Here is a 19,787-nt window from a genome sequence, read left to right as displayed (position 1 = left end):
TTCGGTATTCTGAACAGAGTTCCTGGTCGTGAATGCCCTGGACTCTATTTCCGGGCGTTCCGTGTTGGCAATCGTGTGGCGGCTTCTCGGACGGCGTCCCGGACGGGAGGCTGATGAGCTGGAGAAGAAGGGGGCGTGGGCGATGTCGGTCGCCGAGTCCGGTGGGGCACAGGTCAAGTCCGCGGTACGGACCGTGGAACTCCTCGAATACTTCGCGGGGCGGCCCGGCATGCACACGCTGGCCACCGTCCAGGAGGCGGTCGGCTACCCCAAGTCCAGCCTCTACATGCTGCTGCGCACCCTGGTGGAGCTGGGCTGGGTCGAGACGGACGCGACGGGCACCCGGTACGGGATCGGTGTCCGCGCCCTGCTGGTCGGCACCTCGTACATCGACGGCGACGAGGTCGTGGCCGCCGCCCGGCCGACGCTGGACCGGCTGTCCGACGACACCACGGAGACCATCCACCTGGCCCGCCTCGACGGGACGAACGTGGTCTACCTCGCGACCCGGCAGTCCCAGCACTACCTGCGCCCCTTCACCCGGGTCGGGCGCCGGCTGCCCGCGCACTCCACCTCGCTGGGCAAGGCGCTGCTCGCCACCCACAGCGACGAGCAGGTCCGCGCGCTGCTGCCCGAGACGCTGCCCGCGCTGACCGAGCACACCATCACGGACCGCGAGAAGCTCATCGGGGAACTGCGGCTGGTCCGCGAGCAGGGCTATGCGGTGGACCGCGAGGAGAACACCCTCGGCCTGCGCTGTTTCGGGGTCGCGATCCCCTACCGGACCCCCGCCCGTGACGCCATCAGCTGCTCGGTGCCGGTCGCCCGGCTCACGACGGGCCACGAGCAGACGGTGAAGGACGCCCTGTTCGACGCCCGGGACCGGCTCGCCCTCGCGACGCGGCGGCTGTGATGGCCGAGATGTCGCTGCGCGCGGTGGAGGACGCCGACCTGCCGCTGTTCTTCGCCTGGATGAGCGATCCGGACGCGACCCGGGTCGCCGCGTTCACCGCCGAGGACCCCACCGACCGCGCGGCGTTCGACGCCCGCTGGACACGGATCCGGTCCGGGTCCGGCGGGGTGGTGATGCGCACGGCGGTGGCCGACGGCGTCGTGGTGGGCCATGTCGGTGCGTACGGGGAGATCGGCGACCGCCAGGTGACGTACTGGATCGACCGTGCGCACTGGGGCCGCGGGCTGGCGACGGCCGCGCTGCGGGCGTTCCTCGACGCGACGCCGACGCGCCCGCTGCACGCACGGGCGGCGGCCGACAACCTCGGCTCGCGCCGGGTGCTGGAGAAGTGCGGCTTCGTGGTGACCGGCGCGGACCGGGGGTTCGCCCGGGCCAGGGGCGAGGAGATCGACGAGGTGCTGGTGACCCTCCGCGCGTAGGGACCGCGCGGTACCGCCGGACGCGTCTCTTCCGCTCGATCCCTGGGTCGTCGACTCGTCTGCGGCGGCTTCATCGTCCAGGGCCTCGCCCTCGGCACCCCCTTCGCGCTGTACGCCAGGGAGCGCTGGGGCCGTCCGTGGCGGGCACGGCTGCGGGACCTGCCGGAGAGCCCGACCACGCCCGCCCTGCGCGCGACGGCCGTCGCCGCCGCGTCGGCGGCCCTGGTCCCCGGCGTCACCCACCTGCTGCGGGCCACCGGTGCGACCGCCGGTCCGGGCTGCGGCCGATGGCGGCGGGGCTGGCCGACGCGGAGGTCGCGGACCGGCTCTCGGTGGGCCCGGCGACGGCGAAGACGCAGGTGGCGGCGGTCCTCGCGAAGACCGGTGCGCGGTACCGGACCCAGGCGGTCATCGCGGCCTACGAGTCCGGGTTCATCACCCCGGGCTGAGCGCCGCGGCGGGGGCGGGCCGGGTGAGAAAACGGTGAGAAGGGGCACGGAAGGGAACGACCGGAACCAGCCTGCTCGTCCCTTGAGCGGGATGAACAAGACCATCAGGCGCGCTTCGGTCTTCTGCCTGCTCATGGTGCTCGCCCTGCTGATGCGGGCGACCTGGGTGCAGGGTTACCAGGCCAAGGCGCTCGCAGACGACGAGCACAACCGGCGGAACACGATCGCGCAGTACGCGCAGCCGCTCGGGGACATCATCGTGGCCGGTGCACCGGTCACCGGATCGAAGGGGACCAGTGGCGGCGACCTCCGTTACCAGCGCACGTACACCCAGGGCGAGCTGTACGCGGCCGTCACCGGCTACAGCTCGCAGGCGTACGGGGCGACCCAGCTCGAAGGCATCCACAGCGGCATCCTGGACGGCACGGACGACCGGCTGAAGAACCCGAAGGACCTGATCACCGGCGGGCAGGCGAAGCCGGGCAACGTCCTCACCACCATCGACCCGGGGGTCCAGAAGGCGGCGTACGAGGCGCTCGGCGACGACAAGGGCGCGGCGGTGGCGATCGACCCGGAGACCGGCCGGATCCTCGGCATGGTGTCTACCCCCTCGTACGACCCCTCGAAGATCAGCGGGACGACGGACGGCGACGCCTGGCGCGAGCTGCTGGACGATCCGGACAAGCCGCTGGTCAACCGGGCGCTGCGGCAACCGCTGGCGCCGGGGTCCACGTTCAAGCTGGTGGTCGCCGCGGCCGCGCTGGAGAACGGGCTCTACGGCTCGGTCGACGAGCGCACCGACAGCCCCGACCCGTACACGCTGCCCGGCACCAGCACCGTCCTGCGCAACGAGAACACGTCCGCCCCCTGCGAGAACGCGACCCTGCGCACCGCGCTCCAGTACTCCTGCAACAACGTCTTCGCGAAGGCGGCGGCCGATCTCGGCCAGGACAGGGTCAAGGAGATGGCGGACGCGTTCGGGTTCGACACCGAGAAGCTGGACGTGCCGGTGCGGGCGGCGAAGAGCGTGTATCCGACGGACATGGACGAGGCGCAGACGGCGCTGACCGGGATCGGCCAGTTCGAGGTCACCGCGACCCCGCTCCAGATGGCGATGGTCAGCTCGGCCCTGGCCAACGGCGGCGAGCTGGCGGCGCCGCACATGGTCGCGTCGGTGACCGACGGGGACGGCACGGTGCTGGAGGAGACCAAGGACGGCGACACCAGGCGCGTGGTGGAGGAGAAGACCGCCGAGCAGCTCCGCAGCGCGATGGTGACCGTGGTCGAGGAGGGCACCGGCACCAACGCCAGGATCGCCGGGGCCGAGGTCGGCGGCAAGACGGGCACCGCGCAGAACGGCGTGGACAACAGCAACACCCCCTACGCCTGGTTCACCTCGTACGCGAAGGACGACAGCAGCGGCAAGGAGGTCGCGGTCGCGGTGATCGTCGAGGACTCCGGCTCGGCGCGCTCCGAGGTCAGCGGCAACGGTCTGGCCGCGCCGGTCGCACAGAAGATGATGAAGGCGGCGCTGGAGCGGTGAGCGGGCCCCCCGGAGCCCACGGAAGCGGGGTCGCCACGGGCTGAATCGGCTCCCCGGACGGCCCCGGGGCCCATCGCGCCGACGGGCGCCCCCGTGCCGACAGGCCCTGACTAGGGCATCCGCCCGATGCCGCCGGACTGCCTTACTCCCCATCATGAGCCGCACACGGCGCGGACACGGAGCGTGGAGTGGAGGGGGCGGCATGGGCGGTTCGGCGGTGGTGGGGGTCCTGCGGGACCGGACGGCGGGGCGCTGTCTGGCGGGGGTGGTGGTCTCCGGTTTCGGTACGTCGGCGATGTGGCTCACGGCGGGAATCTGGGTCAAGTCGCTGACCGGGTCGGACAGTCTGGCGGCGCTGACGGTGGGCGCGATGTGGGCTCCGGTGCTGGCCGGTCCGGCGCTCGGTGCGCTCGCGGACCGGATGGACCGGAGGACCTTGCTGGTGCGGGGCAATCTGGTGATGGCCTGTCTGCTGGTCCCCCTGGTGCTGGTGGGATCGGTCCACGCCCTCCGGCTGCTCTTCGCGGTGCTGGTGCTCCACGGGGCGATCGGCGTCCTGCTCGGCGCGGCGGAGTCGGCGCTCGTCGCGGGGACCGTGCCCGCCTCGCTGCTGGCGGATTTCAACGGGCTGCGGATGACAGCCAACGAGGGCATGAAGCTGGTCGCCCCGCTGGCGGGCGCGGGGCTGTACGTCCGGTTCGGCGGCCCGGCCGTGGCGCTGTCGGCGGCGGCGACCTGCGCGCTGGCCGCCCTGATCTTCGCCCGGCTGCCGAAAGGAGAAGCGCCCCGGCCCCCGGACCGGCACTCGGCCCGGGGGCCGGAGTCTCCCCCGGGCCCGGAGCCGGCCCCTGGGGCGGACTCGGCCCCGTGCGCGGAGTCGGCGCCTGCCCTCCAGGGGCGCCCGGCCCCGGCTGCTTCCTGGCGCGACGAACTCGCCGCCGGGCTGCGGCGGATCCGCGGCTCGGCCGTCCTGCGCCCGCTGGTGACGGCGGGTGCGGCGACGATGCTGTCGGCGGGGGTGAACGGGGCACTGACCTTCGCGTACGTCGACGAGGTGCTCGACCGCACCCCGGCGTACGCGGGGGTGCTGTACGCGGTGCAGGGCGCGGGTTCCGTGACGGTGGGGCTCCTGGCGGGGACGCTGCTGCGCCGACTGCCGGAGCGGGTGTTCGCGGCCGGCGGGATCCTGTTGTTCGCGCTGGGGGCGGGGGCGCGGACGGTGCCGTCGGACGCGGTGGCCCTGGGGGCGAGCACGGCGATCGGGTTCGGTCTGCCGTGTGTGCTGATCGCGGCGATGACGGCGGTGCAGCGGGAGACGCCGGACGCGGTCCTGGGACGTACGGCGGCCACGGCGGGCTCCCTGATGACGGCGCCCAACGCGGTGGCCCTGTTCCTGGGGGCGGGGCTCGTCGCGGTGGTGGACGTGCGGGTGCTGACGGCGGCGGCCGGAGCCGGGGCGGCGGCAGCCGCGGTGGTCCTGGCGGCGGGCGCGCGACGGCCCCGTGACTCCCCCGCCTCACCCCGACCGTGAGAGGACGGGGCCCGGTCGCACCCGCCGAGCGGGCGTGCGGTCGGCCGTCCGGGCGATGCAGCGCGGCCACGGCTGCCTCCGGCTCCGGGCGGAGGCGGGTCCCGCGTGGGCGGCCCTTTCGTGACGGACCCGCCGCTTCCGGCCGTGAGCCGCCCGGAAGCGGCGACGAGGACGACGGACGGAGAGACGACGGACGGAGAGACGACGGACAGAGGGCGGGGACGACGGAAATCCGGGCGACGCGGGCGTCCGCGGACGGGCAAGATACGGCCATGTCGAGACCTTCCGGATTCCAGTACGAGCAGCAGGGCGACCAGAGTGTCACCATCACCCACCACGGCAGGCCCGCGGGCACGCTGCGCGGCGGCCGGGCGGAGAAGTTCCTGGCGGAGGTGGAGGAGGGTGACGCGCAGCTGGTGATGGCGCGCTGGACGGGCGCGTACAAGCACGGCAACGAGCGCACGGCCCGCAACCACCCGCGCAACCGCCGCTGAGCCCGTTCCGCGCCTGTCCGGCTGTTCCGGGGGCCGTACCGGGTCCATTCCGGAGCCGTACCGGGTCCATTCCGGGGCCGTACCGACGGCCGAAAAGCATCTGGTGGACGAGGGGCAAAGGTAAGGGAACGGCAAAGCCGGGTCGTTCGTTACCCCGTGCATGACCGCAATGACCCCCGGCTCGAACATTCCCCTCTCCGCCGCCCGCGTGGCGGTGGACGTCGCCGCTCCGGTGCGGCTCGACGTCTCGGGCCTGCTGCTCACCGCCGACGGCAAGGTGCGCTCCGACGACGACTTCATCTTCTACAACCAGCCCTCGGGCCCCGGCGTGACCTACCGCGCCGGCGGGGGCTCGGCACCCGACGCGATCGTGGTGGACACCACCGCCGTCCCGCCGGGCATCGAGAAGATCGTCGTCACCGCGAGCCCGGACGCCGCGGGCCAGACCTTCCAGGGCATCGAGCCCACCGCCACCGTGCGCAACGCGGACGACGGCAGCGCGATCGCCACGTTCACCCCGCCGCGGCTGGGCGCCGAGACGGCGCTCGTGGTCATCGAGATCTACCTGCGCAACGGCGCCTGGAAGGCCCGCGCGGTCGGCCAGGGGTACGCGAACGGGCTGGCCGGGATCGCCACCGATTTCGGCGTCTCGGTCGAGGAGCCGGCGGCCCCGGTCGCCCAGGCGGTTCCGGCGGCCCCCGCGCCGGTCGCCGCCCAGCCGCCCGCCCCGGTCGCCGCCCCCGTCGACCCCAGGATCGCGCCGCCCGCCCCGGCGGCGCCGGCCGCGGGATCCGGCAAGATCAACCTGGACAAGGGCCGGGTCAGCCTCCAGAAGAACCAGACCGTGTCCCTCGTGAAGGGCGGCGCGCCGCTGCTCTCCCGGGTCCGGATGGGGCTGGGCTGGGAGCCCGCGTTCCGCGGCAAGGACATCGACCTGGACGCGTCGGTGATCGCCTACGGCCCCAACCGCAACCACCTGGACAGCTGCTACTTCGGCAAGCTGACCATCCTCAACGGGGCGATCAAGCACTCCGGCGACAACCTCACCGGTGAGGGCGCGGGCGACGACGAGACGATCGTCGTGGACCTGGGTCGGATCCCCGCCGAGGCGACCGGCCTCGTCTTCACGGTGAACTCGTTCACCGGCCAGAAGTTCAACGAGGTCGCCAAAGCCTACTGCCGGCTGATCGACGACGCCTCCGGCGAGGAGCTGGTCCGCTTCGACCTCACCGGCGCCGAGCCGCAGACCGGGGTGATGATGGCCAAGCTCATCAAGCAGTTCACCGGCGAGTGGGAGATGACCGCGATGGGCGAGTTCGTGAAGTCGCGCACCGTGCGGGGCATGGTGAAGCCCGCGGCCAAGGCGCTCTAGACGCGTCCGGGGCACCTGGACCGGTCGGGTCCAGGTGCCCCGGATACGGCGAAGCCGGGCGCCTCAGAGCTTGGTCAGCTTGGAGTAGGGGCTCAGGATCCTTCCCTGGCGCCCCGAGAAGTCGATGAGGACCGCGTCGTTGTCGCCCTCGACAGCAAGAATCCTGCCGAGTCCGAACTGGTCGTGCGAAACCCTGTCACCGACATCGAAGCATTCGACCGGTGGGGCCTCCTGGGCCGGGCGGTTGAAGGGACTGGACGGCAGGTGACGCCGGGAACCGGCTGACTGTTTCATCATGTCGAGTATGCGCCTTGTGAAGGCCCGACGCCATGCCCCTCTGCCGCTCGGCCCCCAGACGTACCGGATTCGTGACCCGCGCCCACCGGCCCCGGTCTGGGCTTTCCCGGCGTCCGGCGGCGGATCCACACGGGAATGGGCACCGGAAAAGCACCCCGAACGTGTGGCGGGTCCACCGCCGTCCTCCGCCGTACTCCGGTGTCCTGCGCCGGTCCCCACCGGTCCCCACCGGTCTCCGCCGGTCCCCACCGGTCTCCGCCGGTGTCCGTCGGCAGGAGCGGAGCTCAGCGGAAGAGCCGCGCTCCGCTCCCTACCCGCTCAGCCACCCGCACGCGACCGGGCCTTGAACGCCGCCTTGCGGGCCTCCTTGGCGGCCTTCTTGTCGCTGTGCAGCCGGCCCATGGCCTCCAGCACATCGGCGGTGGCCGGATGATCGACGCGCCAGACCTCGTCGAAGAAGCCGCTGTGCTGGGCGGAGAGGCCCTCGATCAGGCCCTGGAGCTCGTCCAGTTCGCCGTCCGCGTCCAGGTGGGCGGCGATGGTGTCGATGGCCAGCCAGAAGATCATGTCCTCCGGCGGGGCGGGCACGTCGGCGGCGCCGTGCTCCGCGAGCCAGACGCGGGCGAGGCCGCCCAGTTCCCGGTCGCCGAGCACCGCGCGTACGGCGGGCTCCGCCTCGGGGCCGGCCAGGGCGAGGGCCTGCTGGCAGTGGAGGCGGCGCAGCGGTCCGCCCTCGTCCGTGCCGCGCGCGGCGGCCAGCAGTTCGGCGGCCGCCGACACCGCGCCGTCGGCGTATCCCGCGAGCCAGAGCTTGACCTCGGCGCGGGCGGTGGACTCCGGGTAGAGGGCGATGCCGTCGAGGAGGGCGTCGGCGCCCTTGTCCGCGAGGTCGCCGACGGCGGGGGCGTCCACCCCGGCCTCCAGCATCCGGGCCCGGACGCCGTACAGGCCGAGAGGGGTGAGCTTGACCATGCCGTAGCGGGTGACGTCGTCCTCGTCGCCCCCGACGGCGTCCACCGGCGCCTCGCCCTCCTCGACCATCAGCGCCTCGTCGACCGGCCGGTACTCGACGATCCCGATGGGTTCGAGCAGCCGGAACTGGTCGTCGAGGCGCATCATCGCCTCCGACACCTGCTCCAGGATGTCGTCGGTGGGCTCGCCCATGTCGTCGGGGACGATCATCGACGCGGCGAGGGCGGGCAGCGGGACGGGGCCTTCGCCCGCGCCGTTGTCCGCGAGGGTGAGCAGGTAGAGGTTGCCGAGGACGCCGTCGAGGAACTCCGCCTCGGCCTCCGGGTCCCAGTCCAGGGCGTCGAAGTCGATCGAGCCGTCCTCCCCGACGAGGTCGGTGAAGTCGTCCAGGACGGGCGCGGTGGCGTCGGCGTGCACGGCGTCCAGGCCGTCGAGCCAGATGGACAGGACGTCCTGCGGGGAGCCGCCGGTGAGCAGGGCCAGGTTCTCGCCCGCTGAAGCGGTCCCCTCGGCGTCCTCCTCCTCGGGGTCGGTCACGTCGAGGAGTCCGGTGTCGACGGCGAGCCGCCAGGCCTCGCTCGCGTACGCGGCGCCGTCCTCGTCGGCCGCGAGCCCGAGATGCTCGGCGGCCGCGGGCAGTTGCGCCTCAACGAGTTCGCCGCCCGCGCCGACCCGGGTGTCGGGACCGGCCCACCGGGCGAGCCTGACGGCCCGGACGAGCAGCGGAGCGGCGAGCGCGTCCCGTGCCAGTTCGGCCTCGGAGTTGAGCCGCACCGGCGGCAGGGAAGGGCGCTCTGCGGACATCGGGGGTTCTCCTCGGTGCGTGCTCGGGAGCATACGGAGTGCGTACGCGGTTCAGCCGCCCAAGCCTAGACGTATTTCACCGCATGCCGCCCACGGCTTCGACCGCTCGCCCCCGGCGTCCTTCTTTCCCGTCGCCCGCCGCTCCGGCCCGCCTTTGGGTCCTACGTACGCGCACCGGCGTGCGGTTCCATGCTGAGCGCGGGGGTGTAGCGGTTCACGCCGCCACCGGTCATACCCGGGTACTTCTGGACGCGTTCCCAGAGCGGGGACGGGGAACCGATGCCCTCACCGGGTGCGGCGAGAGCCGCGCGGCCGCGTCGATCTCGGCGTTGCGGGTGTCGCGCGCCTCTCGTACGAAGTCCTGGTAGGCCTGTTCGCCGGTCCACTGGGAGTAGTGCATCAGGGTGGCGCCGTCCTCCCCGGCGTGGACGCTGTAGGAGAGCAGTCCCGGATGCGGCCACTCCCGGCTCCCCCAGACCTTCCGAATCGCGTCGACGGCCTCCTGCTGCCGCTGCGGTGTTCCGACGTTCCAGATGCTGACCTTGGCGATCGAGGCATCGGGGCGAGCCGGGTCGGGGCGGTCGGTGACATGCGTGGTCATCACGGTGTTCCCCTCTCCCGCGCACCGCTCGGCGCGCGGGAGAACCACGCTCACACCTCAATCCCGCTTGAGGTCAAGCCCATCGCGCGCCCGATACCGGCGGACTCCGTTTGCCCGGGGCTTCGGCGGGGGCGGTCTGGGTCACGCATACCGTCCCCACGGCCACCCCTGGTGTCAGCCGCCGAGTTCGGTGCGCCAGGCCGTCGTGTTGAGTTCGTCCATCAGCCGGATGTCGTGGCCCTCCAGCGGGAAGACCCGCACCGGCAGGCCGGGGGCGGCGGATACGGCCAGGGCATCGCCCTCGACGAGATCGCCGCCCTCGGGAGTGGAGACCCAGGCGAGGATCGACTTCACGGAGAGGCCGGGGTCGAGCACGAGCTTCTTCGGGCCCGGGTCGCTGCCGAAGTACGAGCCGTCCTCGTTGACCTTGACGGGGAGCGGATTGCCGTCCTCGTCGAGGGCCTGGACCCAGGGATAGCCGTCGACGGCGTAGGGCTCGCGGCCGCAGTTGGTGAGGGTGAGCACGACGGCCCGGTGCATCATTCCGGTCTCCACCGGGCCCATGTCCACCACGACCCCGGAAGAGGGGCACGTCCCGGGCGGGGCGGAGGTCGGCCCGGTCTGCGCCGGGGCGCCCTGGGCGGGGGCGTCCGCGCCCGGCGCGGGGGTCGGGGGCAGCGTCTCGGCGCGGACGGCGCCGGGCCCGGAGGCGGAGGCGGACGGCGTGGGGTCCGGCCGTTCGCCCTCGCCGGCCGGGACGAGGAAGCCGGAGCAGCCGGTCAGTGCCGTCAGCGTGGCCGCGAGCAGGGCCGCCCGGACCTGTCTCCGTACCCGTACGCGCTCGTTCATGTCGCCCACCCCTCGACGCGGCCGGTCGTCCGCGCGTTCGATCGTGTCAGAGGGACCGGAGGAGCGGCACCGGCCGCCGCACCCTTCAGCATCCCTTGCCGTTCACCACAAGGAGATCTAAGTGGACCTTGACGGTTCCCGCGCGGAGACTTCCCCCATGACCGCCACCGCACCGCGCCCCTTCGGCCGGACCCTCTGCGCCATGATCACGCCCTTCACCGCCGCCGGGGCCCTGGACCCGGACGCCGCCCGCGCGCACGCCGCGCGCCTGGTGGCCGGGGGCTGCGACGGCATCGTCCTCAGCGGGACCACGGGCGAGTCCCCCACCACGACGGACGCCGAGAAGTCGGCCCTGCTGCGGGCCGTCCGGGCGGAGGTCGGTGACGGCGTGCCGCTGCTCTCCGGTGTCGGGGGCCCCGACACCGCGGCCGCCCTGCGCCTGGCCCGGCAGGCCGAGGAGGCGGGCGCGGACGGGCTGCTGGTGGTGAGCCCGTACTACAGCCGCCCGCCGCAGGCCGCCGTCGAGGCGTACTTCCTGCGGGTGGCCGAGTCCACCGGTCTGCCGCTGATGCTGTACGACATCCCCGGCCGCACCGGTGTCCGGATCGAGCCGGAGACCTTGCTGCGGCTGGCGGACCACCCGAGGGTGGTGGCGGTGAAGGACTGCTCCTACGACCTGCTCGGCGCGACGAGGGTGCTGGCCCGCACGTCGCTGGCGTACTACTCGGGCTCCGAGGAGCTGAATCTGCCGCTGTACGCGGTGGGCGGCGCGGGCTACGTCAGTACGGTCGCGAACGTGGCCCCGCGTCAGATGCGGGCGCCCCTGGACGCGTTCGACGCGGGCCGCACCGACGAGGCGGCCCGGCTCAACGGGCTCACGGCGGGGCTCGTCGCGCTGATGATGGCGAGCGGGCTGCCCGGGACGGTCACCGCGAAGGCGCTGCTGGACGCCGGGCCGGTCCGGGAACCGCTGCAGCCCGCCGGGCGCGAGGCGGCCGACGGGCTGCGGAAGGCGTACGAGGAGGTCCTCGCCGCCTGAGCGAACGGGCGAACGGGTCAGTTGTGGGCGTGCAGGACCTCGTTCAGACCGCCCCAGACCGCGTTGTTCGGGCGGGCCTCGACGGTGCCGGTGACCGAGTTGCGGCGGAAGAGGATGTTCGAGGCGCCGGACAGCTCGCGGGCCTTGACGACCTGGCCGTCCGGCAGCGTGACGCGGGTACCGGCGGTGACGTAGAGGCCGGCCTCGACGACGCACTCGTCGCCGAGCGCGATGCCGACGCCCGCCTCGGCGCCGACCAGGCAGCGCTCACCGATGATGATGCGCTCCTTGCCGCCGCCGGAGAGGGTGCCCATCGTGGAGGCGCCGCCGCCGATGTCGGAGCCGTCGCCGATGACGACGCCCGCGGAGATCCGGCCCTCGACCATGGAGGTGCCGAGGGTGCCCGCGTTGAAGTTGACGAAGCCCTCGTGCATGACGGTGGTGCCGGCGGCGAGGTGCGCGCCGAGCCGGACGCGGTCGGCGTCGGCGATGCGCACGCCCTGGGGGGCGACGTAGTCCGTCATGCGCGGGAACTTGTCGACCGAGGTGACCTGGAGGTGCAGGCCCTCCGCGCGGGCGTTGAGGCGCACGCGCTCCAGGTCGTCGACGGCGACCGGGCCGAGCGAGGTCCAGGCGACGTTGGCGAGCAGCCCGAAGAGGCCGTCGAGGTTCTGGCCGTGCGGCTGGACGAGCCGGTGCGAGAGCAGGTGCAGGCGCAGGTAGGCGTCGTGCGCGTCGAGCGGCTTGTCGTCGAGCGAGGAGATGACCGTGGACACGGCGACGATCTCGACGCCGCGCCGGGCGTCCACGCCGATCGCCTTGGCGGCGCCCTCACCGAGCCGGTTCACGGCCTCGTCCGGGGTGAGCCGCGTCGTACCGGCCGGGCCGGGGTCGGAGGTCAGCTCGGGGGCGGGGAACCAGGTGTCGAGAACGGTGCCGTCACCGGCGACGGTGGCGAGGCCGGCGGCGACGGCGCCGGTGGTACGGGCAGAACCCTGGGAAGTCGTGTCGGTCATGAACAGCAACCTAACCGGCCGGGGCCCGCTCGGGCGAACCGGTCTCAGCGTGCGGCCCCCTTCCCGCCGCCTCCGCCCGCTCCCCGGGTCCGGGCAGCCGCCGCGACGCCAGCACCGCTCCCCCGGCGGCCGCCGCGAGCAGGGCGCACACCGGCCACAGCAGCGCGGGGGCCGCCGCGTACAGGGCACCCCCGAGCGGCGGGGCGAGCACCTGCCCGCTGATCGACGCACCGGCGTACAGGCTCTGGAAGCGGCCCTGGGCGTGGCCGGGCGCCTGGTCGGCGACATAGGCGGTGGCGGGGGTCTTGTAGAGGATCTCGCCGAGGGTGACCGAGAGCATCATGGTGACGGCGAGGAGCACGCCCGCGCCCGGGATGAGGACGGCGTAGCCGAGCCCGACGAGCAGGAGTCCGGTGCCCACGAGGCCGAGCGGGGCGCGGCGGCGCAGGGCGTGGGCGGCGGGCAGTTCGAGGCAGAGGATGACGCCGCCGTTGAGGGCGAGCAGCCAGCCGTAGAGCTGGGTGGTGTGCCCGTGGCCGGCGAGGAAGACCGGCAGGGTCGAGTACTGCTGCCGGTAGACGGTGTCGACGACCACGATCGCGGTGAGCAGCACGAGGACGGCGGGCCTGGCCTGCAGTTCGCGCCAGAGGCCCGGGGCGTCCGGGTCGTGGGAGCGCACCGCGTGGGCGCTGCCGCGGGCGGGCAGGATCCGGGCGGCGTAGAGCGCGAAGAGCAGGGTGCCGAGGCCGTCGGCGACGAAGAGCCAGTCGTACGAGAGGCGGGTGGCGACCAGCGCGCCGAGTGGCGGGCCGATGGCGAAGCCGCCGTTGGAGGCGAACCGGAAGAGGGCGAAGCTCTGGCGGCGGCTTCCGCCCTCGGGTACGGAGACCGCGACGAGGGCGGCGTTGGCGGCCCGGACGACGCCCGCCGCGTACTGGGCCACCGGGAGCACCCCGTACAGGGCGGCGACCGGCAGGAGGGGCAGGACGACGAGCGCCGTGCCGCTGACGCAGGCGCCGGTCAGCAGGGCGCGGCGGTGGCCGAACCGGTCGCCGAACCAGCCGCCGGTGAAGTTCCCCGCGACCAGGCCGATGCCGCCGACGCCGCTGATGACTCCGGCCTGGGTGACGCTCAGGCCGCGCGGCCCGACGAGGTACACGAAGAGATAGACGAAGGTGAAGCTGACGACGGCGTTGAGGAACGCCCCGAGGGCCAGCAGCCGTACCGTCCTCGGCACTCCGCGCACCATGCCCGTCCCCCGCCCCTCGGTACGACTCCCGCGCATCCGCAGTGAGTTCCTTATGGGAACGGACTATGGCAGCATGATTCCATCGGGGTCAACCGAAGGGCCCCGGCAGGGTGGGCGGGGCGGACAGCGGCCACAACCGGAGGACGACCATGCCCCAGCGCACCCGCCTGGCCGACGCCGACTGCTCGATCGCCCAGGCGCTCGACGTCGTGGGCGACTGGTGGACGCTGCTGATCGTGCGGGACACCGCGCGCGGAGTGCACCGGTTCGACGCGCTCCAGCGGGAGCTGGGCGTCTCGCGCAAGGTGCTGACCGAACGGCTGCGCCTGCTGGCCGACGCCGGCGTGCTGACACGGGAGCCGTACCAGGACCGCCCGGTCCGCTACGAGTACCGGCTCACCCCGCGCGGCCGGGCCCTGCTGCCCGTGCTGATCGCGCTCCAGGACTGGGGCGACACCTGGGTCCTGGGAGAAGGGGAGACGATGGCGACGACGACCGAGGCCTCGCAGGAGGCCGCCCGGGTACGGGCGCTGAAGGGGACGCGGCTGCCGGAGCTGCTGCTCCCGGGGAACGACGGCCGGCTCCACGACCCGGTCGCCGGTACCCCGTACACCGTCCTGTACTGCTTTCCCAGCGCCTACGCCGCCCGCGACGCCTATCCGCCGGGCTGGGCGGGGATTCCGGGGGCGAGCGGCTGCACCCTCGAATCGTGCACGTACCGCGACCAGCTGGCCGAGTTCACCGCGGCGGGCGCGACGGTGCACGGGGTGTCGGCGCAGCGCCCGGACGAGCAGCGCGCGTTCGCGGAGAAGGAGGGGCTGCGCTTCCCGCTGCTGTCGGACGCCGACCTGGCCCTGACGGCGGCGCTGCGGCTGCCGACGTTCCGGGCGGCGGGCGTGAGCAGGCTCAAGCGGCTGACGCTGGTGGTGGACCGGGAGCGGACGGTCCGCGAGGTGCTGTACCCGATCACGGACATCGGGGCGAGCGTGCGGGAGGCACTGGAAGCGGTGCGCCGCGGGGCGGACCGGGCGGGATCGTGACGGGACCGGGCGCCGCCGCCCCGTCCGGCCGGGCCCGGACGGCGGTCAGGCCTCGCCGCCCGCGACGATCCGCTCCAGCATCACGCGGGTGTACGGCGCGTCGAACGTGCCCCCGGTCAGCAGCACCTGGAGGCAGACGCCGTCCATGAGGGCGACGAGGGCCCGCGCGGTCCGCGGGTCGGTGCGCCGGGACAGCAGCGCGACCGCCTCCTCGGTCCACTCGGCGGCGACGGGACGCAGTGCGGGGCGGCGCAGGGCGGCGAGGTAGAGCTCGTACTCCAGCTCGATCGCTCCGCGTTCGCCCGCGAACCACCGGTCGAGCAGCCGGGTCAGCTCCGCCGCGAGACCGGCGCCCTCCGCGCCCCGCCCCGCGCCCCCGTCCGCGGCGAAGAGGCCGCTGGAGCGCAGCGCCTGGACGAAGTTCTCGTTGCAGCGACGCAGGGCGGCGACGAGGAGTTCGTCGAGCGAGCCGAAGTGGTACGTGGTCGAGCCGAGCGGCACGTCGGCCTCGGCGGCCACGGTGCGATGGCTGAGCCCGGCTATGCCGTCGGCCGCGATCACGGTCAGCGCCGCGTCGATGATCCGCGTCCGCCGCCCCGGGTCGTACCGGCGGGCCATCAGTGCGCCCCTCCCAGATTCAGGACGACGACACCGGCGACGATCAGGGCGATGCCCGCGATCTTGACCAGGCTGCTGGACTCGCCGAGGAACAGGATCCCGATGAGGGCGACCGCCGCGGTGCCGACGCCGGCCCAGATGGCGTACGCGGTGCCCACGGAGAGGGTCTTGAGGGTCTGGGCGAGCAGGGTGAAGGCGATGAGGTAGCCCGCCACGGTGCCGAGCGAGGGCCAGAGCCGGGTGAAGCCCTCGCTGTACTTCATGGCCGTCGTCCCGGCCACCTCCGCCGCGATGGCGCCGGCGAGCAGTCCGTATGCGTATCCCATGTGTACGACTGTACCCAACGTTGCGTACGGCCGTACATATCATCGGAGCGGGTCGGGGACGTTACGGTGTCCCGACCGACCGAACGGCCCGGTACAGCGGGCCGACGACACGACGGAGAAGCAGTGGCGCAGGATGCAGGGTGGGGCGGCGGCCCGTACGGGGGCGCACCTCACGGTGGGGGGCCCTTCCACGGAGGCGCGCAGGGACCGGGCGGCGGCTGGCACGGCGGGTGGGCCGCACCGCCCAAGCCGGGGGTGATACCCCTGGCGCCGCTGAGGATCTCGGACATGCTCAGCGGCGCCTTCACGACGATCGGGCGGTACTGGAAGCCGCTGATCGGTATGGCGCTGACGTTGTTCGGCGGGGCGACGCTCGTGATGATCGTCGCGCTGGTGGTGGCCGGCTCCGCCGTCGCGAGCCAGTGGGACGAGCTGACGTCCCGTTCCCCGGGGTCCCCGGACGCGGCCCACGTGGTCCCGCTGGGCATCGCGTTCGGTGTGCTGATGATCCTCGGCATGATCGCCTATCTGCTGGCGTCGGCCGTGGTGCAGGCGGCGGTGCCCGTCGTCCTCCAGGAGGCCGTCCTCGGCCGGCCGGTCCGCTTCGGGGAGGTCTGGAAGCGGGCGTGGGCGCGGGTCTGGTCGATCATCGGCACGGTGTTCCTGACCGGGCTGATCCTGCTCGTCCCGATGGCGCTCTTCCTGGCCGGCTTCGCCGGGCTGATGGTCTACACGATCTCACTGGGCGACGAGGACGGTGTCGTCCCGCTGATCGTCGTCGGACTCATCGGCGCGCTGCTCATCGGCCCGTTCGCGGTCTGGCTCTGGGTGCGGTTCTCCCTGGCGCCGACGGTGGTGGTCTTCGAGCACCAGCGCCCGGTCGCGGCCCTGCGCCGCTCGGCCCAGCTGGTGCGCGGCACCTGGTGGCGCGTCTTCGGCGTCGCGCTGCTGGCCTACGCGCTCGCGTCCATGATCGGCTACATGGTCCAGATGCCGTTCCAGATGATCGGCCTGCTCCCGGGCATGTTCCAACCCGACGAGGTGGGCGCCGACCCGAGCGGCGGGGAGCTCATCGCCCTGTTCGGCGGCCTGATAGTGCTGTCGTTCGTCAGCCAGCTGATCGCCCAGCTGTTCACGGCGGTCTTCCCGCCGCTGGTGACCGGCCTGCTCTACGTCGACCTCCGCATGCGGACGGAGAACCTGGGTCCGGTCCTGGCCGAGGCGGCCGGATCGACGCTGCCCGAACAGTACGGCCCGCCGCCGCCCGCCCACGTCTGACCCGCTGCCGTACGGGAAACGGCCGTGCCCGCCAGGGATTCCTGGCGGGCACGGCCGTTCGCACGGTGCTCGGAGCACGGGATCAGACGTTGAACCCCAGCGCGCGGAGCTGCTCGCGTCCGTCGTCGGTGATCTTGTCCGGGCCCCACGGCGGCATCCAGACCCAGTTGATCCGGAGCTCGTTGACGATGCCGTCCGTGGCGGACTTCGCCTGGTCCTCGATGACGTCGGTCAGCGGGCAGGCCGCGGACGTCAGGGTCATGTCGAGGGTGGCGATGTTGGCGTCGTCGACGTGGATGCCGTAGATCAGGCCGAGGTTGACGACGTCGATGCCCAGCTCGGGGTCGACGACGTCGTACAGCGCCTCGCGGACCTCCTCCTCGGAGGCCGGCTTCATGGTCGCGGTCTCGTTGTCGCTCATGCGGTCTTCCCTTCGGACAGCGCCTTGGCCGTCGCGTCCTTCCACGCCATCCAGCTCAGCAGCGCGCACTTGACCCGGGCGGGGTACTTGGAGACACCGGCGAACGCGACGGCGTCCTCCAGCACCTCCTCCATCGCGTCGTCCGGCTCCAGCTGGCCCTTGGACTGCATCAGCTCCAGGAAGGCGTCCTGGATCCGCTGCGCCTGGGACAGCTCCTTGCCGACGAGCAGCTCGTTCAGCACGGAGGCGGAGGCCTGGCTGATGGAGCAGCCCTGGCCCTCGTAGCTCACATCGGCGATGGTCTCGCCGTCGTACTTCACGCGGAGCGTGATCTCGTCGCCGCACGTCGGGTTGACGTGGTGCACCTCGGCGTCGCCGTCCCGCAGGCCACGCCCGTGGGGGTGCTTGTAGTGGTCCAGGATCACTTCCTGGTACATGGAATCAAGCTTCACCGTTTACGCCCTCAGCCGAAGAAGTTCCGTACGTGCTCCAGGCCGTCCACCAGGGCGTCGACCTCGGCGGGCGTGGAGTACAGATAGAACGACGCTCGCGTCGTCGCGGGAATTCCGAACCGCAGGCAGACCGGGCGCGCGCAGTGGTGGCCGACCCGGACGGCGACGCCCTGCTCGTCGAGGACCTGGCCCACGTCGTGCGGGTGGATGTCGCCGAGCGTGAAGGAGATCGCCGCGCCGCGGTCCTCGGCCGTCGCCGGACCGATGATCCGCAGGTCGGGGACCTCCAGGAGGCGCTTCACCGCGTACTCGGTGATGGCCTTCTCGTGGCTGTGGATCCGCTCCATGCCGATCGAGGTGAGGTAGTCCACGGCCGCGCCGAGGCCGACGGCCTGGGCGATCGGGGGCGTACCGGCCTCGAACTTGTGCGGAGCGGGGGCGTACGTCGACGAGTGCATCGACACGGTCTCGATCATCTCGCCGCCGCCGAGGAACGGAGGAAGGTCCTCCAGGAGCTCCTGCCGTCCCCACAGCACGCCGATGCCCGTCGGGCCGACCATCTTGTGGCCGGTGAAGGCCACGAAGTCCGCCTGGAGCGCCTGCACGTCGAGCACCATGTGCGGGGCCGCCTGCGAGGCGTCGATGCAGACCAGCGCACCGACCTGCTGGGCGCGGCGGATGATCGTCTCGACCGGGTTGACCGTGCCGAGGATGTTGGAGACCAGCGTGAAGGAGACGATCTTCGTCTTCTCGGTGATGATCTCGTCGATGTTCGACAGGTCGAGGCGGCCGTCGTCGGTGATGCCGAACCACTTCAGCTTCGCGCCGGTGCGCTGCGCGAGCAGCTGCCACGGGACGATGTTGGAGTGGTGCTCCATCTCCGTGGTGACGATCTCGGTGTCACGGTCCACCCGATAGGGCTCGTCCGCCCAGCCGAGCATGTTCGCCACGAGGTTCAGCGACTCCGAGGCGTTCTTCGTGAAGATCACCTCGTCACGGCTGGGTGCGTTGATGAAGGCGGCGACCTTGTCGCGGGCGCCCTCGTACAGCGCGGTGGCCTCCTCGGCGATCGTGTAGACGCCGCGGTGCACGTTCGCGTTGTGGCGCTCGTAGTACGTGTTGAGCGCGTCGAGGACCTGGCGCGGCTTCTGCGAGGTCGCCGCGGAGTCCAGGTACACGACCTTCTTGCCGTCGTGGACCGTGCGGTCCAGGAGCGGGAAGTCCTTGCGGATCGCCTCGGTGTCGAGGAGGCCGGAGAGCCCCTGTCGGGCGTCAGTCACGCGGAAGCGCCACCCTTCGTGTAGGCCTCGTAGCCCTCGTTCTCCAGCTGGTCGGCCAGCTCGGCCCCGCCGGAGGCCGCGATCCGGCCGCCCGCGAAGACGTGGACGTAGTCGGGCTGGATGTACTTGAGGATGCGGGTGTAGTGGGTGATCAGCAGGGTGCCGACCTCGCCGGACGAGCGGACCCGGTTGACGCCCTCGGAGACGGTCTTGAGCGCGTCGACGTCCAGGCCGGAGTCGGTCTCGTCCAGGACGGCGATCTTCGGCTTGAGGAGCTCCAGCTGGAGGATCTCGTGGCGCTTCTTCTCACCACCGGAGAAGCCCTCGTTGACGTTGCGCTCGGCGAAGGCCGGGTCCATCTGGAGCTCGGCCATCGTCTCCTTGACCTCCTTGACCCACGTCCGCAGCTTGGGGGCCTCGCCGCGGACGGCGGTCGCGGAGGTGCGCAGGAAGTTGGAGACCGAGACACCGGGGATCTCGACCGGGTACTGCATGGCGAGGAACAGGCCGGCGCGGGCCCGCTCGTCGACGGACATCTCCAGGACGTCCTCGCCGTCCAGGGTGACCGAACCGCCGGTGATCGTGTACTTGGGGTGACCCGCGAGCGAGTACGCGAGGGTGGACTTGCCGGACCCGTTGGGGCCCATGATGGCGTGGGTCTCGCCCTGCTTCACGGTCAGGTCGACGCCCTTGAGGATCTCCTTCGTGGCGTTGTCGGCCTCGACGGTGACGTGCAGGTCGCGGATTTCAAGCGTTGCCATGGG

At 72.4% G+C, this 19,787-nt stretch carries 20 protein-coding genes and 2 pseudogenes; 10 read left to right on the top strand and 12 right to left on the bottom strand.

Going from position 1 to position 19,787, the window contains the following annotated elements; translation table 11 throughout:
- Positions 1-142: 142 nt before the first annotated feature.
- From KME66_RS27515 to KME66_RS27485, 7 genes and pseudogenes are all read left to right on the top strand, one after another.
- Positions 143-913 (top strand): IclR family transcriptional regulator, encoded by a 771-nt coding sequence (locus KME66_RS27515; protein ID WP_073217374.1) that lies wholly within the window; start codon positions 143-145, stop codon positions 911-913.
- Positions 913-1,392, top strand: coding sequence for a GNAT family N-acetyltransferase (locus KME66_RS27510; RefSeq protein ID WP_216327119.1), 480 nt, complete (start codon positions 913-915; stop codon positions 1,390-1,392). Before KME66_RS27515 ends, KME66_RS27510 begins: the two co-directional genes overlap by 1 nt.
- Before the next feature lie 272 nt (positions 1,393-1,664).
- Positions 1,665-1,841: pseudogene (locus tag KME66_RS27505) on the top strand (response regulator transcription factor); the annotation flags it as partial.
- A gap of 91 nt (positions 1,842-1,932) precedes the next feature.
- Positions 1,933-3,384 carry a penicillin-binding protein 2 gene (locus tag KME66_RS27500; RefSeq protein ID WP_216327117.1) on the top strand — a complete coding sequence of 484 codons (1,452 nt, stop codon included), beginning with the start codon at positions 1,933-1,935 and terminating at the stop codon, positions 3,382-3,384.
- A 202-nt stretch (positions 3,385-3,586) separates the two neighbouring features.
- On the top strand, positions 3,587-4,915 hold the full coding sequence (locus KME66_RS27495; RefSeq protein ID WP_216327115.1) for an MFS transporter: 1,329 nt from the start codon (positions 3,587-3,589) through the stop codon (positions 4,913-4,915).
- 272 nt (positions 4,916-5,187) lie between these two features.
- The gene (locus KME66_RS27490) at positions 5,188-5,409 is read left to right on the top strand and encodes a hypothetical protein (RefSeq protein WP_216327113.1); all 222 of its coding nucleotides are present in this window, start codon (positions 5,188-5,190) and stop codon (positions 5,407-5,409) included.
- A 160-nt stretch (positions 5,410-5,569) separates the two neighbouring features.
- Entirely contained in the window at positions 5,570-6,781 is a 1,212-nt protein-coding gene (locus KME66_RS27485; RefSeq protein WP_216327111.1) for a TerD family protein, read from the top strand.
- A gap of 63 nt (positions 6,782-6,844) precedes the next feature.
- Here KME66_RS27485 and KME66_RS27480 read toward each other — a convergent pair whose 3' ends face one another.
- The 4 genes and pseudogenes from KME66_RS27480 to KME66_RS27465 form a co-directional block, all read right to left on the bottom strand.
- On the bottom strand, positions 6,845-7,075 hold the full coding sequence (locus KME66_RS27480) for a hypothetical protein (RefSeq protein ID WP_003969918.1): 231 nt from the start codon (positions 7,073-7,075) through the stop codon (positions 6,845-6,847).
- A 321-nt stretch (positions 7,076-7,396) separates the two neighbouring features.
- Positions 7,397-8,854: a hypothetical protein gene (locus KME66_RS27475; RefSeq protein ID WP_073217391.1), complete on the bottom strand. Its 1,458-nt coding sequence runs from the start codon at positions 8,852-8,854 to the stop codon at positions 7,397-7,399.
- A 161-nt stretch (positions 8,855-9,015) separates the two neighbouring features.
- Positions 9,016-9,455, bottom strand: a pseudogene (locus KME66_RS27470) (hypothetical protein).
- Positions 9,456-9,629: 174 nt separating this feature from the next.
- Positions 9,630-10,304, bottom strand: coding sequence for a DUF4232 domain-containing protein (locus tag KME66_RS27465; RefSeq protein ID WP_216327109.1), 675 nt, complete (start codon positions 10,302-10,304; stop codon positions 9,630-9,632).
- A 157-nt stretch (positions 10,305-10,461) separates the two neighbouring features.
- Here KME66_RS27465 and dapA point away from each other — a divergent pair, with 157 nt between their 5' ends.
- A complete protein-coding gene (dapA, locus tag KME66_RS27460) occupies positions 10,462-11,343 on the top strand; it encodes a 4-hydroxy-tetrahydrodipicolinate synthase (protein ID WP_216327107.1) in 882 nt (293 codons plus the stop codon).
- 17 nt (positions 11,344-11,360) lie between these two features.
- Here dapA and dapD read toward each other — a convergent pair whose 3' ends face one another.
- Positions 11,361-12,359 carry a 2,3,4,5-tetrahydropyridine-2,6-dicarboxylate N-succinyltransferase gene (dapD, locus tag KME66_RS27455; protein ID WP_073218726.1) on the bottom strand — a complete coding sequence of 333 codons (999 nt, stop codon included), beginning with the start codon at positions 12,357-12,359 and terminating at the stop codon, positions 11,361-11,363.
- Positions 12,360-12,369: 10 nt separating this feature from the next.
- The gene (locus tag KME66_RS27450) at positions 12,370-13,644 is read right to left on the bottom strand and encodes an MFS transporter (RefSeq protein WP_216327105.1); all 1,275 of its coding nucleotides are present in this window, start codon (positions 13,642-13,644) and stop codon (positions 12,370-12,372) included.
- A gap of 113 nt (positions 13,645-13,757) precedes the next feature.
- On the opposite strand from KME66_RS27450, the gene KME66_RS27445 reads away from it, so the two are divergent.
- Complete coding sequence (locus KME66_RS27445) at positions 13,758-14,648, top strand: winged helix-turn-helix transcriptional regulator (RefSeq protein ID WP_216327102.1); 891 nt, start codon at positions 13,758-13,760, stop codon at positions 14,646-14,648.
- Between the two features lie 45 nt (positions 14,649-14,693).
- Here the strand turns inward: KME66_RS27445 and KME66_RS27440 are convergent, their stop codons facing one another.
- Both KME66_RS27440 and KME66_RS27435 read right to left on the bottom strand, forming a co-directional pair.
- Positions 14,694-15,266 (bottom strand): TetR/AcrR family transcriptional regulator, encoded by a 573-nt coding sequence (locus KME66_RS27440; protein WP_216327099.1) that lies wholly within the window; start codon positions 15,264-15,266, stop codon positions 14,694-14,696.
- The gene (locus tag KME66_RS27435; RefSeq protein ID WP_073217404.1) at positions 15,266-15,592 is read right to left on the bottom strand and encodes a multidrug efflux SMR transporter; all 327 of its coding nucleotides are present in this window, start codon (positions 15,590-15,592) and stop codon (positions 15,266-15,268) included. Before KME66_RS27435 ends, KME66_RS27440 begins: the two co-directional genes overlap by 1 nt.
- Before the next feature lie 288 nt (positions 15,593-15,880).
- Between KME66_RS27435 and KME66_RS27430 the strand changes: the two genes are divergently transcribed.
- Entirely contained in the window at positions 15,881-16,870 is a 990-nt protein-coding gene (locus KME66_RS27430) for a hypothetical protein (RefSeq protein ID WP_216327096.1), read from the top strand.
- A gap of 82 nt (positions 16,871-16,952) precedes the next feature.
- On the opposite strand, the gene KME66_RS27425 is transcribed toward KME66_RS27430, so the two are convergent.
- From KME66_RS27425 to sufC, 4 genes are read right to left on the bottom strand one after another with little or no spacing between them, the layout of a single operon-like run.
- Entirely contained in the window at positions 16,953-17,291 is a 339-nt protein-coding gene (locus KME66_RS27425; RefSeq protein ID WP_003969897.1) for a metal-sulfur cluster assembly factor, read from the bottom strand.
- Complete coding sequence (gene sufU / locus KME66_RS27420; protein ID WP_003969896.1) at positions 17,288-17,743, bottom strand: Fe-S cluster assembly sulfur transfer protein SufU; 456 nt, start codon at positions 17,741-17,743, stop codon at positions 17,288-17,290. The genes KME66_RS27425 and sufU overlap by 4 nt, the downstream gene beginning before the upstream one ends.
- An 11-nt stretch (positions 17,744-17,754) precedes the next feature.
- Complete coding sequence (locus KME66_RS27415) at positions 17,755-19,023, bottom strand: cysteine desulfurase (protein WP_216327092.1); 1,269 nt, start codon at positions 19,021-19,023, stop codon at positions 17,755-17,757.
- Positions 19,020-19,784: a Fe-S cluster assembly ATPase SufC gene (gene sufC, locus KME66_RS27410; RefSeq protein ID WP_073217413.1), complete on the bottom strand. Its 765-nt coding sequence runs from the start codon at positions 19,782-19,784 to the stop codon at positions 19,020-19,022. Before sufC ends, KME66_RS27415 begins: the two co-directional genes overlap by 4 nt.
- Between the last annotated feature and the right edge of the window lie 3 nt (positions 19,785-19,787).

The sequence above is a fragment of the Streptomyces sp. YPW6 genome, from assembly GCF_018866325.1.
Taxonomy (GTDB): Bacteria; Actinomycetota; Actinomycetes; order Streptomycetales; family Streptomycetaceae; genus Streptomyces.
This window is presented reverse-complemented; position numbering and strand designations above follow the sequence as displayed.

What these genes read in the sequence shown, in the direction of transcription:
- KME66_RS27515 (WP_073217374.1), top strand. Translation starts at nt 143, where the DNA reads ATGTCGGTCGCCGAGTCCGGTGGGGCACAGGTCAAGTCCGCGGTACGG.
- KME66_RS27510 (WP_216327119.1), top strand. Translation starts at nt 913, where the DNA reads ATGGCCGAGATGTCGCTGCGCGCGGTGGAGGACGCCGACCTGCCGCTG.
- KME66_RS27500 (WP_216327117.1), top strand. Translation starts at nt 1,933, where the DNA reads ATGAACAAGACCATCAGGCGCGCTTCGGTCTTCTGCCTGCTCATGGTG.
- KME66_RS27495 (WP_216327115.1), top strand. Translation starts at nt 3,587, where the DNA reads ATGGGCGGTTCGGCGGTGGTGGGGGTCCTGCGGGACCGGACGGCGGGG.
- KME66_RS27490 (WP_216327113.1), top strand. Translation starts at nt 5,188, where the DNA reads ATGTCGAGACCTTCCGGATTCCAGTACGAGCAGCAGGGCGACCAGAGT.
- KME66_RS27485 (WP_216327111.1), top strand. Translation starts at nt 5,570, where the DNA reads ATGACCGCAATGACCCCCGGCTCGAACATTCCCCTCTCCGCCGCCCGC.
- KME66_RS27480 (WP_003969918.1), bottom strand. Translation starts at nt 7,075, where the DNA reads ATGAAACAGTCAGCCGGTTCCCGGCGTCACCTGCCGTCCAGTCCCTTC.
- KME66_RS27475 (WP_073217391.1), bottom strand. Translation starts at nt 8,854, where the DNA reads ATGTCCGCAGAGCGCCCTTCCCTGCCGCCGGTGCGGCTCAACTCCGAG.
- KME66_RS27465 (WP_216327109.1), bottom strand. Translation starts at nt 10,304, where the DNA reads ATGAACGAGCGCGTACGGGTACGGAGACAGGTCCGGGCGGCCCTGCTC.
- dapA (WP_216327107.1), top strand. Translation starts at nt 10,462, where the DNA reads ATGACCGCCACCGCACCGCGCCCCTTCGGCCGGACCCTCTGCGCCATG.
- dapD (WP_073218726.1), bottom strand. Translation starts at nt 12,359, where the DNA reads ATGACCGACACGACTTCCCAGGGTTCTGCCCGTACCACCGGCGCCGTC.
- KME66_RS27450 (WP_216327105.1), bottom strand. Translation starts at nt 13,644, where the DNA reads ATGCGCGGGAGTCGTACCGAGGGGCGGGGGACGGGCATGGTGCGCGGA.
- KME66_RS27445 (WP_216327102.1), top strand. Translation starts at nt 13,758, where the DNA reads ATGCCCCAGCGCACCCGCCTGGCCGACGCCGACTGCTCGATCGCCCAG.
- KME66_RS27440 (WP_216327099.1), bottom strand. Translation starts at nt 15,266, where the DNA reads ATGGCCCGCCGGTACGACCCGGGGCGGCGGACGCGGATCATCGACGCG.
- KME66_RS27435 (WP_073217404.1), bottom strand. Translation starts at nt 15,592, where the DNA reads ATGGGATACGCATACGGACTGCTCGCCGGCGCCATCGCGGCGGAGGTG.
- KME66_RS27430 (WP_216327096.1), top strand. Translation starts at nt 15,881, where the DNA reads ATGCTCAGCGGCGCCTTCACGACGATCGGGCGGTACTGGAAGCCGCTG.
- KME66_RS27425 (WP_003969897.1), bottom strand. Translation starts at nt 17,291, where the DNA reads ATGAGCGACAACGAGACCGCGACCATGAAGCCGGCCTCCGAGGAGGAG.
- sufC (WP_073217413.1), bottom strand. Translation starts at nt 19,784, where the DNA reads ATGGCAACGCTTGAAATCCGCGACCTGCACGTCACCGTCGAGGCCGAC.